The 17,301-nt window shown below is 39.8% G+C and carries 18 protein-coding genes; 17 read left to right on the top strand and 1 reads right to left on the bottom strand.

What is annotated here, in order from left to right:
• The first annotated feature begins 45 nt into the window (after positions 1–45).
• From LDM98_RS01785 to LDM98_RS01730, 12 genes are all read left to right on the top strand, one after another.
• Positions 46–2,586 carry a 2-oxoacid:acceptor oxidoreductase subunit alpha gene (locus LDM98_RS01785; RefSeq protein WP_223897624.1) on the top strand — a complete coding sequence of 847 codons (2,541 nt, stop codon included), beginning with the start codon at positions 46–48 and terminating at the stop codon, positions 2,584–2,586.
• Positions 2,583–3,428: a thiamine pyrophosphate-dependent enzyme gene (locus LDM98_RS01780; protein ID WP_223897622.1), complete on the top strand. Its 846-nt coding sequence runs from the start codon at positions 2,583–2,585 to the stop codon at positions 3,426–3,428. The genes LDM98_RS01785 and LDM98_RS01780 overlap by 4 nt, the downstream gene beginning before the upstream one ends.
• Before the next feature lie 111 nt (positions 3,429–3,539).
• Entirely contained in the window at positions 3,540–4,979 is a 1,440-nt protein-coding gene (gene sufB / locus LDM98_RS01775) for a Fe-S cluster assembly protein SufB (protein ID WP_223897620.1), read from the top strand.
• On the top strand, positions 4,976–5,725 hold the full coding sequence (sufC, locus tag LDM98_RS01770) for a Fe-S cluster assembly ATPase SufC (protein ID WP_223897618.1): 750 nt from the start codon (positions 4,976–4,978) through the stop codon (positions 5,723–5,725). Before sufB ends, sufC begins: the two co-directional genes overlap by 4 nt.
• Positions 5,725–6,915 (top strand): SufD family Fe-S cluster assembly protein, encoded by a 1,191-nt coding sequence (locus LDM98_RS01765; protein ID WP_223897616.1) that lies wholly within the window; start codon positions 5,725–5,727, stop codon positions 6,913–6,915. Before sufC ends, LDM98_RS01765 begins: the two co-directional genes overlap by 1 nt.
• Complete coding sequence (locus LDM98_RS01760) at positions 6,915–7,334, top strand: SufE family protein (RefSeq protein ID WP_223897614.1); 420 nt, start codon at positions 6,915–6,917, stop codon at positions 7,332–7,334. The genes LDM98_RS01765 and LDM98_RS01760 overlap by 1 nt, the downstream gene beginning before the upstream one ends.
• 4 nt (positions 7,335–7,338) lie before the next feature.
• Positions 7,339–7,734 carry a metal-sulfur cluster assembly factor gene (locus LDM98_RS01755; RefSeq protein WP_223897612.1) on the top strand — a complete coding sequence of 132 codons (396 nt, stop codon included), beginning with the start codon at positions 7,339–7,341 and terminating at the stop codon, positions 7,732–7,734.
• Between the two features lie 218 nt (positions 7,735–7,952).
• The gene (locus LDM98_RS01750; RefSeq protein ID WP_223897610.1) at positions 7,953–8,705 is read left to right on the top strand and encodes an ABC transporter ATP-binding protein; all 753 of its coding nucleotides are present in this window, start codon (positions 7,953–7,955) and stop codon (positions 8,703–8,705) included.
• Complete coding sequence (locus LDM98_RS01745; RefSeq protein ID WP_223897607.1) at positions 8,702–9,799, top strand: SufD family Fe-S cluster assembly protein; 1,098 nt, start codon at positions 8,702–8,704, stop codon at positions 9,797–9,799. Before LDM98_RS01750 ends, LDM98_RS01745 begins: the two co-directional genes overlap by 4 nt.
• Before the next feature lie 380 nt (positions 9,800–10,179).
• The gene (locus LDM98_RS01740) at positions 10,180–11,676 is read left to right on the top strand and encodes a DEAD/DEAH box helicase (RefSeq protein WP_223897605.1); all 1,497 of its coding nucleotides are present in this window, start codon (positions 10,180–10,182) and stop codon (positions 11,674–11,676) included.
• Positions 11,677–11,889: 213 nt separating this feature from the next.
• Positions 11,890–12,441: a pyridoxamine 5'-phosphate oxidase family protein gene (locus LDM98_RS01735; protein WP_223897603.1), complete on the top strand. Its 552-nt coding sequence runs from the start codon at positions 11,890–11,892 to the stop codon at positions 12,439–12,441.
• Positions 12,442–12,487: 46 nt separating this feature from the next.
• Entirely contained in the window at positions 12,488–13,363 is an 876-nt protein-coding gene (locus tag LDM98_RS01730; protein ID WP_223897601.1) for an FmdE family protein, read from the top strand.
• Positions 13,364–13,592: 229 nt separating this feature from the next.
• Here LDM98_RS01730 and LDM98_RS01725 read toward each other — a convergent pair whose 3' ends face one another.
• Complete coding sequence (locus LDM98_RS01725) at positions 13,593–14,126, bottom strand: transposase (protein ID WP_223897599.1); 534 nt, start codon at positions 14,124–14,126, stop codon at positions 13,593–13,595.
• Between the two features lie 53 nt (positions 14,127–14,179).
• Here LDM98_RS01725 and LDM98_RS01720 point away from each other — a divergent pair, with 53 nt between their 5' ends.
• The 5 genes from LDM98_RS01720 (at position 14,180) to LDM98_RS01700 (ending at position 17,168) form a co-directional block, all read left to right on the top strand.
• A complete protein-coding gene (locus LDM98_RS01720; RefSeq protein ID WP_223897596.1) occupies positions 14,180–15,115 on the top strand; it encodes a hypothetical protein in 936 nt (311 codons plus the stop codon).
• A 76-nt stretch (positions 15,116–15,191) separates the two neighbouring features.
• Positions 15,192–15,620, top strand: a complete 429-nt coding sequence (locus LDM98_RS01715; protein WP_223897595.1) for a GIY-YIG nuclease family protein — start codon at positions 15,192–15,194, stop codon at positions 15,618–15,620.
• A 75-nt stretch (positions 15,621–15,695) separates the two neighbouring features.
• The gene (locus tag LDM98_RS01710) at positions 15,696–16,340 is read left to right on the top strand and encodes a hypothetical protein (RefSeq protein WP_223897594.1); all 645 of its coding nucleotides are present in this window, start codon (positions 15,696–15,698) and stop codon (positions 16,338–16,340) included.
• Positions 16,341–16,430: 90 nt separating this feature from the next.
• A complete protein-coding gene (locus LDM98_RS01705) occupies positions 16,431–16,658 on the top strand; it encodes a hypothetical protein (protein ID WP_223897593.1) in 228 nt (75 codons plus the stop codon).
• Between the two features lie 33 nt (positions 16,659–16,691).
• Entirely contained in the window at positions 16,692–17,168 is a 477-nt protein-coding gene (locus LDM98_RS01700; RefSeq protein WP_223897592.1) for a GNAT family N-acetyltransferase, read from the top strand.
• Positions 17,169–17,301: the final 133 nt, after the last annotated feature.

Here is a 17,301-nt window from a genome sequence, read left to right as displayed (position 1 = left end):
GTATTATGTGCAAAGTCACTGCTTTTCTGATCAGGAGCTTATATTATGACCTTGGAACAATTGAAGCAGTTTAATGGAAAAAACGATCAAAAAGCATATTTTGCCTATAAAGGGAATGTCTATGATGTAACCGACAGTCCTCTATGGGAAAATGGAATGCATGAAGGTCTACATGAAGCGGGTGTTGATCTCACGGATGCACTGGCCAATGCACCGCATGCTGAAGAGGTCTTTAGCAAGTTTGAGATCGTAGATACGCTTGACAACTATGCTGAAAAGGTTCAAAACGGTGAAGATGAGAATGAGAATAGAAGAGATTGGGTTCGATGGTATCGCAAATACCACCCGCATCCGATGCTGGTTCATTTTCCTATTGCCCTACACCTCTTCGCTGCCGGAATGGATCTTATTTTTTTGTTTCAACCTAAAGCTTCTTTTGCTGCAGCAGTGTTTTACACATTTTTTGTCTCCACTGTATTGGGTGTATTTACGATACTTTCGGGAATGTTAAGCTGGTGGATCAACTATCGACTGGCATTGACCCATATTTTACGTATGAAACTGACATTCTCTGTGATTACTCTCATACTTGGTATTATCGGTATTGTGATCTACCTGAATTATCCTGATGTGGCCTATTCAACTGCTTTTCCGGGTATCGTCTACCACGGTACTATATTGCTAACAGGGATCACAGTGATCGTGCTGGGATATTACGGAGGGAAACTTACATGGCCGGATACGAATGAAGATATCAGAAAAGATGCCAAAGACGAGAATGAAGGAGAGAGCGGGAAAGAGACGATGCATGTTACCATGAAAGAGCTGACCATACCGTTTCAGTCAGCGATTTCCGATCCGCCCGTATCTCTGCCTAAAGAGGAAGACGTAAACGTACATGGTGAGGGGCATAGTATCTCCATACTCATCGGAGGTGCAGCAGGAACAGGGATCAAGACACTGGAAAATATATTATCTGCAGCATTTAAAAGCAGCGGTTATTTTGTCTTCTCTACCAAAGAGTATATGTCAAGGGTACGAGGCGGCAGCAACACTACCCTGCTTCGTATCTCAGATAAACCTGTGAGTGCTCCATGCTGGTATGTGGACCTTTTTATCGCCCTGGATACCGATGCCCTCTCTCATGTACAGGAACGGTTGACGGAAAATACTGTTGTTTTGGCAGATGAGAATGTTGAACATGAACAGATACAGACCACAGGCATACCTATGAGTCATACAGCCAAAGAGCTTGGAAGCAAAAATTATGCAAATTCTTATGCCGCCGGTGTACTCTTTGGGATGTTTAACCTTGAATCTGACACTTTGTCAAAAAGTATCACCAGACTCTTTGATGAAAAGGATCGTCAAGGAAATGAAAAAGCGATGGAAGAAGGATTGACCTATGGTAGAAAGCTGGAGTCACCTCCATCTCTTACACTACCTGAAAGGCTATTGGATTCTGCGGATTCCATGCATCTTATGGATGGCTCTTCCGCATCAGGATTCGGTTTTTTGGCTGGAGGATGCAATATGATCACTGCCTATCCGATGTCTCCCTCCACGGGTGTACTGAACTTTATGGCTTCGATGTCCAATGAGTTTACCCTAGTAGTTGAACAGAGTGAAGATGAGATCGCATCACTGAATATGGCACTGGGCGGATGGTATGGCGGTGCAAGAGCCATGACTTCCACTTCGGGCGGCGGATTTGCACTCATGAGTGAAGCGCTCAGTCTTTCAGGGATGAGTGAAACACCCGCCGTGGTCTACCTGGCACAACGTCCGGGGCCGGCCACAGGCTTGCCTACAAGAACAGAACAGGGAGACCTGAACCTGGCCATACACAGTGGCCACGGGTATTTTGGTCGTATTGTCTTAGCACCGGGTGATCTTCAGGAATGCATCGACTACGGCTATCTTGCTTTTGAAATCGCAGACAGGTACCAGATGCCCGTGATCTATCTGAGTGACCAATACCTTGCGGACACTATCAGTCTCATAAAAACGATTGATTTTGAAACCTATGAACAACGACGCTATATTGACACAACGGATGCATCATATGACCGCTATACACTCAATGATACAGGTATTTCAGCACGGGGAGTCCCGGGTCTTGGAGATGGAATAATCGTCACTACCAGTGATGAACATGATGAGCGTGGGCAGATCACTGAGAGCTACCAAGTGCGTGATAAGATGGTAGAGAAGCGGCAAAAAAAGATAGAGTTGAGCATTTCTGAAGCACTTGGGCCTAAGGTCTATGGAGAAGGAGATATCGCTCTCATAGGATGGGGTTCTACCAAAGGGGCCATCATGGAAGCAGTGAACGCGTTAGATGATCCCAGACTCTTTCATGTACATTTTTTCTGGGTACATCCCCTCAACCCGGAGCAGCTTACATTTCTCAAACACACGAAGGTCAATATTGTCATAGAAAACAATGTCACAGGTCAGTTTGCAGAGTTGTTGAAAAGCCATGATATCAGGATCGATCATCGTATACTCCAGTCCAATGGTTTCAGCTTTTTTACAGACCGGTTGAAAGAATCCTTAGAAAAAGTACTAAAGGAGTTAAAATGAAACATCCTCTTGACAGAACAGATATAGACAATGCATGGTGCCCCGGGTGCGGGAATTTCGGGATACTGAAACTTCTGGAAGAAGTATTGACCGAACTGGAATGTGATCCTAAACATACAGTCATCGTCTCTGGTATCGGGCAAGCCGCCAAAACACCTTACTATATCGATACGCATATGTTCTGTGGACTTCACGGGCGTGCACTGCCTGTATCTACAGCGCTCAAAGCTTCCAACCCTGCACTCAATGTCATTGCAGAAGGCGGAGATGGAGATATGTATGGTGAAGGGGGAAACCATTTTATACATACCATCAGGCGGAATCCTGATATCGTACATATCGTACACAACAATATGGTTTATGGTCTTACCAAAGGTCAGGCCTCACCCACAAGCCAAATAGGTTTTAAAAGCTCTGTACAGGTGAAAGGCGTCAGTAATGAACCGTTCAATCCCATCTCGGTTGCACTGGCACTCAGGGCCGGTTTTGTATCACGGGTCAATATAGGTAATCAAGCCCATGCCAAAACAGTGCTCAAAGAGGCATTTTTACACAAAGGGTATGCCCTGGTAGATGTCTTTCAGCCCTGTGTGGTCTTTAACAAGATCAACACCTATAAATGGTTCAATGAAAATACCTATGAACTCGATAGCAGCTATGAAAAGAACGATCTCTCCTCAGCCATGAAAAAAGCACTTGAAAATGATCCCATACCTATAGGCGTTTTTTACCAGCATACGCATGCCACATTTGAAGAGAATATCAGGGGAGAGGAACAGGATCCGCTTGCAACGCTTACCCATGATATAAAAAAATTACAGGAATTATTTGATTCCTATTGAAAGTACAAGGTAAATAGGATAAAATTACTCCTTTATTAAAAAAAATACTTGACGGCACACTTTAATTGTGCTATAACGTGTAAAGAATAACGATCTATATAAGGATTTTAAATGGCAAACAAAGGATTAGATAAAGCTGTCTCAGGTGAGTATGCACTCGGCTTTGAGATAGATATCGAAACCGAAACCGCACCACCGGGACTTTCAGAAGAGACGATTGCATTCATCTCGAAAAAGAAAGGTGAACCTGACTGGATGCTTGAACTTCGTATCAAAGCATTTAGAAAATGGCAAACCATGACTGAACCGCACTGGGCAAAACTAAACTATGAACCAATAGACTACCAGTCTATCTCATACTATTCAGCACCGAAAGAAGGTATTGACAGTCTGGATGAAGTAGACCCCAAAATTCTGGAGGCCTACAAGAAGCTGGGTATCTCTTTAGAAGAGCAAAAGCAGCTTGCCGGTGTCAAAGTGGCTGTGGATGCCGTAGTTGACTCAGTTTCGGTCAAGACCACCTATGCTGAAGAGCTTGCTGAGCATGGTGTCATCTTCTGCTCGATCTCAGAAGCGATAGAACGTCACCCGGAGCTCATTAAAAAATATATGTTCTCTGTCGTACCCATGGCTGATAACTATTTTGCCGCACTGAACTCTGCAGTCTTTACAGACGGAACCTTTGTTTACATTCCTAAAGGCGTACGCTGTCCTATGGAGCTTAGTACCTACTTCAGGATCAATGCCATGAACACAGGGCAATTTGAACGTACACTGATCGTAGCAGATGAAGGATCCTATGTAAGTTACAATGAAGGGTGTTCTGCGCCAACACGTGATGAGCACCAGCTTCATGCCGCAGTGGTTGAACTCGTTGCAATGAAGGATGCGGAGATCAAGTACTCTACGATCCAAAACTGGTTCCCGGGAGATGAAAACGGGAAAGGCGGGATCTACAACTTCGTGACCAAAAGAGGTATATGTGAAGGAGACAATTCCAAGATCTCTTGGACACAGGTAGAGACCGGTTCAGCCATTACATGGAAGTATCCGTCATGTATCTTGAAGGGTGATAACTCTGTGGGTGAATTCTATTCAGTGGCAGTCACCACTCTGGCACAGCAGGCTGATACAGGTACAAAGATGATACATATCGGTAAAAACACCTCTTCGACCATCATCTCTAAAGGTATCTCTGCCATGAAGGGTCAAAATACCTATAGAGGACTGGTAAAGATCGGTGCCAATGCTACAGGTGCAAGAAACTACTCTGAGTGTGATTCATTGCTCATCGGTCCTAACTGTGGGGCACATACGTTCCCTTACCTTGAATCAAAAGATACCCAAGGACAGATAGAACACGAGGCAACCACCTCAAAGATCAGTGACGAACAACTCTTTTACCTGCGTCAAAGAGGTATCAATGAAGAAGATGCCGTGAGTATGATTGTTCACGGTTTCTGTAAACAAGTCTTCAGCCAACTCCCTATGGAGTATGCGGTGGAAGCAAAAGCATTATTAGAATTAACATTAGAAGGAAGTGTAGGATGAGTATTATGAAAATTGAGAATTTAGAAGCGAAAATAGGTGACAAAAAGATTTTAAAAGGTCTAAACCTAGAACTGGAACCAGGGAAGGTCCATGCTATCATGGGACCCAACGGTGCCGGTAAATCTACCCTTTCTAAAGCGCTTGTAGGACACTACGACATTGAATTACTTGGTGGAAATATCATCTACAAAGGTAAGAACATCAATGAGATGGAACCTGAAGAGAGAGCCTTAGAGGGAATTTTCCTTTCATTTCAACACCCGGTAGAGATCCCTGGTGTGAACAATGCCTATTTCCTAAGGACGGCACTCAATGCGAAACGTAAACACGAAGGTAAAGAAGAACTGAACTCGGCTGAGTTCCTACGTCTCATGAGAGACCATTTGGAAATGCTCGGTATGAAATCAGATATGATCAGCCGTTCACTTAATGAAGGTTTCTCAGGTGGTGAGAAGAAGCGTAATGAAATTCTTCAAATGCTTATCCTTGAGCCGGATGTCATCATTCTTGATGAGATCGACTCCGGGCTGGATATCGATGCACTGAGAGCTGTATCTGAAGGAATCAACAAGATGAAAGACGGTAAACGTTCATTCCTCGTTATCACACACTACAGCCGTATTCTTGACTATATCGAACCGGATTATATCCATGTACTGAAAGACGGAAAAGTGATCAAAACAGCAGGACCAGAGCTTGTATCACAGCTTGAAGATACCGGATATGATGCGATAGAGGAAGAATAATGAACCTTTCAACGCTTAAAAACAAAAACCTGCAAGAGGTCAACGGCTTGTTGGATATAAAAGATAGAGATATCTTGGTAGAGCGTTTTGTATCACTGGGACTTCCGAGTAAAAAGTCAGAAGAGTATCGTTACTTTGATGTAGAAAAACTCCTGGAAAAAGAGTACAAAACACTTACATACGTTCCAAAAACGCTTAGGGTCTCTGATAAGATAGAGATCGTTGATGGTGTAGTAGTAGCTGCTCCACAAGGTCTGCGTATCTACAATGAACCGTGCGGACAGATCGATATGGATCATTTTGATCCGCTCTATTATCTTGGGCACCTGCTCTCTCCCCAAGCGATCAAAATAGAACTGGATGGAGATACAGAGGTTGAGATAGAGCATAAGTTTACCCAAAGCAATGCACTGATCAACTACCGTATCGTACTCTACACACAGGCGAACCGTCATGCCACTGTCTATGAGAACTTTGTAGAAGAAGGTATTGAGAATTCACTGGTGCTTTATGGGTATGATATGCATATTGCACAGGACTCTTCACTGCGCGTGGTCAAAATGCAGCGTATGCAAGACAGCGGCTATAGTATGGTGGCTTCACATAAGATCAATGTTGACAGAAATGCACATGCCGTCTTTAAAAGTTTTGATCTGGGTGGAGACAATGCACTGCAACTTCTCAAAATAGAATTAGCTGAGCGTGCCCATGTAGATGCAGGTCACCTCCTCTATCTCAATAGTGAAGCAAAACGCGGTACCGTCTCACAGATCGTACATCGTGGTGAACATTCTACCTCCAAACAGGAAGCCAAAAACATTTTGGACGGTGCATCCAGAGGTATCTTTGATGCGCTCATCCGTGTAGAAAAGAGTGGTAAATATACCAAAGCTGAGCAGAATTCTAAAGCGATCTTACTTCATGATAAGGCGTATATGATTGCAAAGCCACAACTTGAGATCTACATTGATGAACTGGAAGCAAGCCATGGTGCAACGACAGGACAACTCAGTGAAAAACAGCTTTTCTATCTACAAAGCCGTGGTATCTCACGCATTGAAGCAAGAAAAATGTTGGTGATCGCTTTTGCAAATACACTGATCGAGACAGTAAAAGACAGCAGACATCAAGAGCGCATTAAAAAAGCTTTTGAAGAAGTCTTTTATCTAGTACATAAAAAGGATAACTAATGAATATGGAAGAGACAGTAGCAAGGTATAAAGAAGATTTTGAACTTTTTCCTACGGACAATGATAAGTTAGAGTACATCTTTGATCTGGGGAAACGCCATACAACACTCTCTGAAGAAGAGAAAAATGAAGATACTTATGTCAAAGGATGTGCTTCTGACGCATGGCTTGTAGGCGAATGTAAAAATGGTATACTCGAACTTCGCGGTGAAGGTACTTCTGAAATGGCAAAAGGTATGCTGACTCTTCTTTTAGACATATTTTCCAACCGCCCGGCAGATGAGATACTCAACTTTGATCCTGCCAAACTCCATGACATGGGTGTAGTAGAGCTCCTCTCTCCTGTGCGCCAGCAAAGTTTGGAAGCATTTTTAAATATGGTCTACGGCTACGCACAGAAATGTAAAGAACAAGGATGATCTGATGAGTAATGAAGAGAAAAACATCAATGACAAAATGGCTGAAGAGAAACAGAAATTTATAGATTCTCAGCCAACAGATGAAGAGATGAAAGAAAAGATCATCGCTCACCTTAAAGAGATCTATGATCCTGAACTTCCGGTAAATATTTATGACCTGGGACTCATCTACAATATAGACACATGGACAGATGAAGTCTCTATGATGAAAAAAGCCAAGATCACGATGACGCTGACTTCAGCAACCTGTTCATTTTCACAAGTGATCATCGACCTGGTCAAAAGTATCGCTACGCGTCAAGAGGGTCTTGAAGACGTAGAGGTAGAGATAGTCTTTGACCCGCCATGGGGTCAAGACAGTATGACCGATGAAGCAAAGTTGGCTATGGGATTACTCTAAAAACCATACTGACCCTATCCATCTGAATCTACCCAGCAAACGTGTATTAAACACCTTTTTTAGTACACGTTATTTCTCTTTTTTTCCAATCCAAATCCACAGGCTAAAATACATATTTGAGTGCAAAAAACGAATAGAGATATTTTATGATATAATCAGTTTTAGAGCTATATACTTATTGGTATATTAAACTGTCTGTAAGAAAGAAAGGGTTTAAAATGGATGGACCCCTATTAGAAATTACCGATCTCTATGTCTCTGTAGAGAACAAACAGATCATCAAAGGGATGAACCTTAGCGTGGGCAAAGGTGAAGTTCATGTGATTTTCGGTCCCAACGGTTCCGGAAAATCCACCTTCCTCAATACGATTTTGAAACTTCCCGGCTATAGCATTGACAGTGGAGAGATTCACGTAAAATCTACAAACATACAAGCATTGACCACAGATGAGATCGCCAATCTGGGTATAGGCATGTCTTTTCAGCATCCGCCAAAGATCAAAGGGGTCACACTCCAAAACTTTCTGCATGCGATCAACCGCTCCGAGGATCTTGAGGATGAAATTCAGGCGCTCAGTATGGAAAACTTTTTAGAAAGAGAGCTCAATGTCGGTTTTTCCGGCGGAGAGCTCAAAAGAGCGGAAGTACTGAAACTCTATGCACAAAGCCCTGACCTGCTTTTGATAGATGAACCCGAATCCGGGGTCGATATCGAAAATATTGCGGTGATCTCCAAAGCGATCAACAAGATCCTTCAAAAAGAGATGCCCAAAACAAAGCGTGAACGCTCTGCTATTATTATCACCCATACCGGACATATTCTTAACTATATTGATGCGGATGTGGGGCATATATTTATGGATGGAGATATCGTTTGCACCGGCGATCCTAAAACACTTATGGAAGATATCAAAAAATTGGGATTTTCACGATCTGTCGCATGTAGTAATGAATCAAAGGATCACAGATGAATCAACTGGATGAAGCTACGAAATCAACCCTGAAAAAAGTTGCATTTGATGAAGATGTGGAGAGATCCGCAAGCTTTTTGGCAAAGGACTGGGATATTTTAGATACCCACTCTGCCGCGGAGGGGCTTGAGATACTCCCCATCGAAAAAGCATTGGAAAAATATGCATGGCTCAAAGAACTATTCTTTACGCTTGTGGATAAAGACAAAGACGATTATGTCAAGCAGGTCGCTTCAAGTGATGTGCTGCTGGGCTATTTCATCCGTATCAAAGCTGGTGTTAAAATTACTCTACCTGTACATACCTGTTATATGATCAATACCGAGAAATTCACGCAATGCACACATAATATTGTGATCGCTGAAGAGAATTCCGAACTTCATCTTATCAACGGCTGTGCGGCCAATGTACATATTGTATCCGGACAGCATCTGGGTGTCACAGAGTATTTTATCAAAGATGGGGCTACTGTCACCAGTACCATGATACACAGCTGGGGGAAAGAGGTAGAAGTCTATCCCAGGAGTGCTGCCCATGTCGGGAAACATGCAAAGTTCATTTCAAATTATGTCGCATTGGGATCTGTCAAAAAACTCCAGATGGATCCGCTTGCAGTACTCGAAGATTCTGCTCTGGGAGAGTTCTACTCGGTCATATATGCACCCGAAAACTCCGAGTTTGATATAGGTTCGACGGTGGTCTTAAATGGTGATAATGCTTCATCCGAGATCATCAGCCGTGTGGTTTCCAATGGCGGTAAAGTGATCACTCGCGGGAAGATCATAGGTAAACACCCCAATGGCAGAGGTTCGATGTCATGCAACGGATTGCTTCTGAGTAAAAAAGGCTTCATTCATGCCATCCCTGAATTGCTGGGCGAGGATCCGCATCTTGAACTCTCCCACGAGGCAAGTGTGGGTATGATCTCCAAAGATGAACTTGCCTACCTGATGGCATCGGGTATCGAAGAGGAGAAAGCAAAATCTCTGATCATTGAAGGATTTTTGGACCTGAAGATCCCCTCACTGCCTGATGCACTGCAAGAACAGATCAATGCCGTCATCAAAGAGACAAAAGACTTTGAAACTATGTAAAAAGTATCGACCTGCTTTTAGTGTTTCAAATAGTGATTCAATGCATTACAGTGTATCAAAATTATAACAAATAGTTTAAGAAACCATAAGAAATATAAATATCCCTAGCATTATTGTATTTATTTTGCTATAATTCCGAACTTTTACTGCAAGAGAGTATCAAACTCCTTATTTAGATACATTCAAATCGTATCTCCTTTTTGCCGCGCATTGGCGTGTGATAGTTTGGTATCAAGTTGCATAAAACAGGGTGCACCCCACTTGCATAGAGCGGCGGGGGTATCGGCAATGAGTGCCAGATAACATGCTTGTAACTTTAGAACCGTTCTATCGCCAAGACTTTACCACCCCACACAATATCAACATAAAGAAAACATTACATGAAATTTACAGATTTTAATTTAAAAGAGACTATTCAGGCTGCTATAGCAGAAGCTGGATTTACGGAACCGAGCCCGGTTCAAAAAGACGCGATTCCTTTAGTATTGGAAGGTCACGATATGATCGCACAGGCACAGACAGGTACAGGTAAGACTGCTGCATTTGGTCTTCCTATCATGAGTATGATGAAAGGTGACGGTTCTGTTGAGGGACTTGTGATCGTTCCTACCCGTGAGCTTGCAATGCAGGTGAGTGATGAACTGTACCGTTTCGGTCAAATGAGTGGACTTAAAACGGCTACAGTCTATGGTGGTACACCGTATGCTAAACAGATAGAACGTATCAAACAGGCTTCTATCGTCGTAGCAACACCGGGTAGACTCCAAGATCTGCTTGAGAGCGGCAAGATCAAAATGAACCCTCAGTTCGTTGTACTTGATGAAGCAGATGAAATGCTTGACATGGGATTCCTGGATGAGATCAAGAACATCTTTACTTACCTTCCAAAAGAGCGTCAGACACTTATGTTCTCAGCAACGATGCCAGGGAGTATCAGAAAACTTGCTGAACAGATCTTAAAAAACCCTAAAACAGTTTCTATTACGAAGGCTGAGAGTACAAATACTTCTATCACACAACTTTACTATGTTGTACAAGACAAAGAGAGAGACGATGCGCTTGTAAGACTTATTGACTACAAGAACCCTAACAAATGTATCATCTTCTGTCGTATGAAAAAAGAGGTGGACAGACTGGTTGCGCACCTGACTGCACAAGGATTTAAAGTATCAGGTCTTCACGGAGATATGGAGCAAAAACAAAGAGAAGTAACGATCCGTGCCTTTAAACAGGGCGGTATCGATATCTTTGTTGCAACGGATGTAGCGGCACGTGGGCTTGATGTCAATGATGTGACACATGTTTTCAACTATCATATCCCTTTTGACTCTGAGTCCTATGTACACCGTATCGGTCGTACAGGTCGTGGAGGTAAAACAGGTGAAGCGATCACTTTGGTAAGCCCTAACGAACTCAGAACCATCAAACGTATAGAAAAAGATGTGGGTACGAAGATGACGACACAAGTGATACCTACACGTATGGAAGTACAAAACAATCGTGCAGATGCGCTCATTGCTAAGATCTCTGAAACCAAAGTCACTGAAAGTGCTATCAATCTTGTTAAAACGCTTCAACATGATCTAGACATTGTGACGATCGCACATCTTTTAGCTTCTTTAGTTCAGGAAGAAAATTTTGTTAAAGGTAAAGACAACATCGGTCTTGGTCTTGAAGAGATAGAACTTCTCATCGAAAGAGCAATGCAGAACAGAGGCGGTGGCGGTGGTGGCCGTAACCGTGGTGGTTATCGTGGCGGTAACAGAAGTGGCGGCGGTGGTCGCAGTAGACATGGTCGTAACGGACGTTCAAGCGGTAGTCGTAGCGGTGGTGGCCGTGACAGCCGTAATGGCGGACAAGGCAGCAACAGAGGGTAGTACTACCCTCCTCTTCTCTCACTTTACTATTACATTCATAGATTAAAACACACCTCTTTTCGTATCTAAATACCTTAAATATCTAGATGACATTTCTTGTAATGGCCAGCTATTTCTTGTATACTATTCATACTTCAATAAAATAAACTGATCAATACTCTCAAGCACTTTTTGGTCGGTCGGTTTAAACTTTAGATACAAAGGAAAAAACAAATGGGACAACAATATTCTGAATTGTCCGATAAACTCATACAGTTTATCGAAGAACAAAAAATATATTTTGTTGGTACAGCAACCGCTGAGAGTAGAATAAATATATCTCCAAAAGGTATGGATTCCTTAAAAGTATTGGATGCAGATCGAATTGTATGGCTTAACGTAACGGGTAGCGGTAACGAAACGTCAGCACATATTCAAGAGAACCCTCGAATGACCATTATGTTTACTGCTTTTCAAGGTGATCCTATGATATTGCGTATTTATGGAACTGCAAAAGTTATCCATAAAAAAGACAAGGAGTGGGAATCATTGTTTTCGTTATTTAACCCATTGCCGGGATCAAGACAGATATTTGATTTACAAATAGAGCTTGTACAGTCTTCTTGTGGTATGTCGATACCATTTTTTGATTATATTGACGAAAGAGAACAGCTCAATGAGTGGGCTAAGAAGAAAGGTGAAGAAGGCATAAAAAAATATTGGGATAAAAATAATCAATACAGCCTTGATGGTATTGCAACCCATATTATGGATAAAAATGACTAAGAAGGTATATCACTCATAGTTCTTATGAACATAAAAAGGATTCGACATGAAACTACGATTATTTTTTCCACAAATATTGATCGTGATGTTATTCGATCATACTATACATGCACAGGAACCGACTTATAAGCAAGGGGTGAACATATTCATAGAAACCGGTGTAACCCAGCCAGATAATATCCCTACATGGTATGCACCGATGGTGGCTAAGCCCTATGCGCCTGTTTTCGAAATTCTCGCTACAAAAGGAACGCAAGGCAGGTATTACCAGTACACATATGCTTTAACGATAAAGGATATGATCAAGTGGCATGGCCATGATTGTGAAGGAACCACCCATGCTGCAAACAGTATGAAAGTCGCATTCGAAATACTTTTTCCTGACGGCATTATAGATAGAAGTGTCATCAAGGGTATTTCAGGAACCGGTCCCTGCTGGTCAGATGCTGTTGCCTTCCTGACCGGTGCCCGACTTCAATATGGCAATCTTGGCTTCTTCAAGAACAAAGAGTATAACCATTCCATTCTGCTGTACCGGACAGACACTAAGGTTGCTGTTTTAGCGACATGGAAAAAAGGTATCAATAATATTCCGGGTGAACCCGTCGTACTGCCTGAAAAGATCAATTGGACAACCAAAGTGAACATGCAGGATGTCGTTGCATTGAAGAAAGAAGTAAAAAATGCAAAAGGCACCCCCACCCCCTATCAGGTCGATCTCTTACGTTTCTACCAATGGACACATGTGAACGACATTCTGAATCATCCATTACATGAAAGCTACCAAGCCAAAGTCATTGAAGATTTCAACTGGGACGACTGGGTAGATAACACAAAAAGCATTGCAAAACCGTTTGTCAGGTCAGACACACGTTTAAAGAATCACCCGTATCGTGAAAAGCCTGTCTTAGATATAAAATGAATTGTTTAACACGTCTTTTCTAAGAATGATATCTAGTTGTGGATACCAGTTTTGATTTCCATATGTATCTCCTAAAAAATAGCAGGACATAATGTCCTTTATTGCCAGAAATTAACAAATAGAAGAACACTTTGTCCAAATATCGACCTATATCCTACTAAAGGACATAAGAAATTCTTATCATTCCTCGTTCCCACGGTTTCCGTGGGAATGCATACGAGAGCTTAAACTACCAAAACCGCTCAATATCTAAAAGACCAACTTCCCCTTCATAATCTCTGGCAGAACTATATCGCCAATGTTTGGCTTCATCTACATATCCTCTTTTGACAGGATTGTCATGAATGTATTTAATTTTAGAGATCATCATCGCATCACTTTGCATAAGTTTAGGCTGGATACCTTCTTGCCATAATTGATATTCTCGATCTGATTTATGTGCTTTTTTGTAAAATATTAATTGTTCCAGTATGGTTTTAACATTTTCATTTTGAAGTAATCTTATAAGAGATTTTGCAGTATGTGTTTTAAATTTTGCCATACTTTTACCTATGTCATCACTTTGGGCTAAGATATGGATATGATTTTCAAGTATGACATAAGCGTAGAGTTTGAAATTATCTTTTTCCTGAAGGTATCTAAAGCTTTCAAGAAGTATTTCAACACTATCTTTTCTTGTAAACAAAGGTATCCAGTTCAATACCGTACAAGTAATAAAATGTGGATGTGTAGGTTCATATATTTTATATCTACTTCTTCCCATATTTTTATCTTTTTTCTGTATTATATTTGATCAACATAGGTGAGTTTAAAAATATGTCAAATTGTCATAGAATCTCTGATGTCGGTATGCATTCCCACGTAAAACGTGGGAACGAGAAAACTCAACCGTTATACAAAGGATATACGATTAATCATGTTCCCATAAGTTATCAAGTTTCCACTGACTCATATGGTCAAGTTAGAGCTACTCCACTTTTGTTGGCCAATACCTTAAATTCAAAAATGGAACAATGGTTTCAAAATTATAAATTTACATATCTAGCCATCAATCAATTAGCAGAAAGTGATTATTCTAAAGCTCTACAATTGGAATATATTTATTCCCTAAGAACTCTTGAGTTGAGAAAATTTTCAGAAATATATTCAGACGTTAAAATGGAAGTTGATTTATTGAATTATCATCAATTGGTCAAAATAATACACGAACATATTGAATTAGCATATAAGATATATATCTCTTTAAAAGAATGTAAAAAAGGAGATACAATATTAGAGTTCGAGAAACATATTGAAACTTTATGTTCAAAATTCCATAGTAAGAAATTTCCTGAGAAACTAAACATAATTACAGATGATTTGAGCTTATCTGCATCACTAGATACTCTTTCTCAAATTAATAAAGTACGTAATTGTTTAGAGCATAGAGCGGGAATAGTATCTAAAAGAGATTGTGAGCCGTCAAAAAATTATATGTCTATTAAATTTAGATATCCAAGAATTGACTCGCCTAATGGTGAAATAACACCATCTTCATATATAAAGGGAAGACAAACTACAAATATTAATTTCATTGATGAAACAAAAATATTTCGTCAAGGAGAAAAAATATCATTTACATTCGATGAAAACACAAAATTAATATTTTCATTAAATGTCTGTTTTAAGAGCATAATCGACGGTACCTATGACTTTTTCAATGTTAATCAAGAAAAAACAGAAACAATATTAAGAGAATTTAAAAATGTATAACAAAACATCGAAGAGAAATAGTTTCCCCTACGGCGAAACTATTTCTTGATTAGAACCTTATACACCAAGGATACAATTGAATACAAACATACAAAATATATTATTTGATTATGAAAAAAGATTAAGTTCATCACAAAGATATGTATTGTTTCAAAATAATTGGAAAAATATATTTCCAGATTACAGTGGAGTATACGTTATATGGGAGAATGAAAAGCCTATATATGTTGGTGAAACATCTGGATTAAAAAGTAGAATGTCTGATTTAATGAGACCAATAAATCATGCATTTACAAAAAAAATAGATAAAAAAATAGAAGCAACAAGCTTAGAAGAACTAAGAAGATATATGAATACTAACTATAAATTGTCATACATCTCAATAGATTTAGGACGTTCAGAAATTGAAGAATATTTGATTTTAAGGTGGAGAAAAACACTAATAAATAAACCAACAACAAGATTGCTAAAAGGGACTCAATATTTTTGGGTGAAAAGTGTATAACAACACATTGGAGAGGAATATTTGACGCTATGGCTCAAATATTCCTCAAGTTAAACGTTAGATTACTAGGCAAACATGAAACATCAAAATATTAAACCAAATGAAAAAGAAAGAATTGCTTTAGACTTATTTTATAATAGGTTTTATGATTTATATGAAGAATTATCTATTAATGATTTTTTTTTAAACAAATCAGCATATAGATTTTATAAAATACGAGAAATTTTTTCAATATATAAAGAACTTTTAGGATATGAACCAATTAAATATCATATTGAACTAATAAAAAAGACTAAACCGCCGATTGAAGGAATAATTATTAGTGATCTTTTTAGTTTTATAAGAAATTTACTTTTACATTTTCCAGTATTTGATAATTGGAATGATGTATATATTACTAAGGATTTAGCTACATGGAATAAAGCAGGAACAATTCATAAATTTTTGGAAAAAAGTAGTAAAATCAAAATTGATGATAAAGGAACTATAAAGTATAGAATATGGGAAGAAAGTAAAAAACTAATGACTCATATATCTATTAATTTTCCTGAAGAATACCATGACAATAAAATATTTTTAAAAGATATAGTTTCTGAAAAAGAAGGTATTAAACTTTGTATATCTTTTATGAAAGAAATCCTAGATGTTCAAGTTGACTCTGATGAAGAGCAAGATATTAAAATAATGTCTCAAGTTTATATTCCAAAAGTAGGAAACTAATGTACTATTATCAAACTATTTAACTCGTTCCCACGGTTTCCGTGGGAATGCATACGAGAGCATAAACTACCAAAACCACTCAATATCTAAATGACCAACTTTAACTCGTTCCATACCTCCCGATATGGAACGCATATCAAACCGTCAATAAACCAGCAAGTTGAAAACCGCTACAATAACTGTCAGTATGCGTTCCCACGTACAACATGGGAACGAGAAAACTGCTATATAAACAATAAAGAAGCTCACAGATTTTGGGAAAAAGAGGGCTATGAAGTCATTGCCCTGCATTTTCAGAAGAAGTTTGAAAATGTCTAAAAACCACAGGTCATTTTAAACGTTAGGATTACTATGGATATACAAATATATTCTGCAGAAAGGGCTAGGGAGATTGCGGACTTGTTTCATCAGTCTGTTCATGCGATTGATCCTTCGGTATATACAGCAGAACAAAAAGAAGCATGGGCACCAACACCGCCTAATTATAAACAGTGGGCTAAACGCTTACATGAGAAAAGACCGTTTATAGCGATTATTGATGATCAAGTTGTCGGTTTTATGGAGCTGGATACGGATGGTCATATTGACTGTACTTATACGCATCCGGATTTTCAGGGAAAGGGTGTCGCATCTACCCTGTATGAGCATTTGCTTACGGAAGCAAGAACCAGAGATCTCAAGCGTTTATACGTTGAAGCATCGCTCATTGCCAAACCATTCTTCAAACACCGTGGATTCTCTGTGGTTAAGAAAAATGAGGTACAAAGAAAAGGTGTATCATTAGTGAATTTCTCAATGGAAAAGCATATTCCTCTAATAAATAGTTAGGCAACATATGGAAGATAAAGAATATATTGATGTTTTCTATCCAGACTGGATAAAGTATCTAGGTATTGTTGGCATTCCAATAAGTGTCCGCTAACAACTATTACTTTTTATCCCTTATTTAATTTAGATAGAA

Source organism: Sulfurovum sp. TSL1, from assembly GCF_019972135.1.
In the GTDB taxonomy this organism is placed as follows: Bacteria; Campylobacterota; Campylobacteria; order Campylobacterales; family Sulfurovaceae; genus Sulfurovum.
Note: the sequence above shows the minus strand (reverse complement) of the source record. Positions and strands in the feature narration are given on the sequence as shown.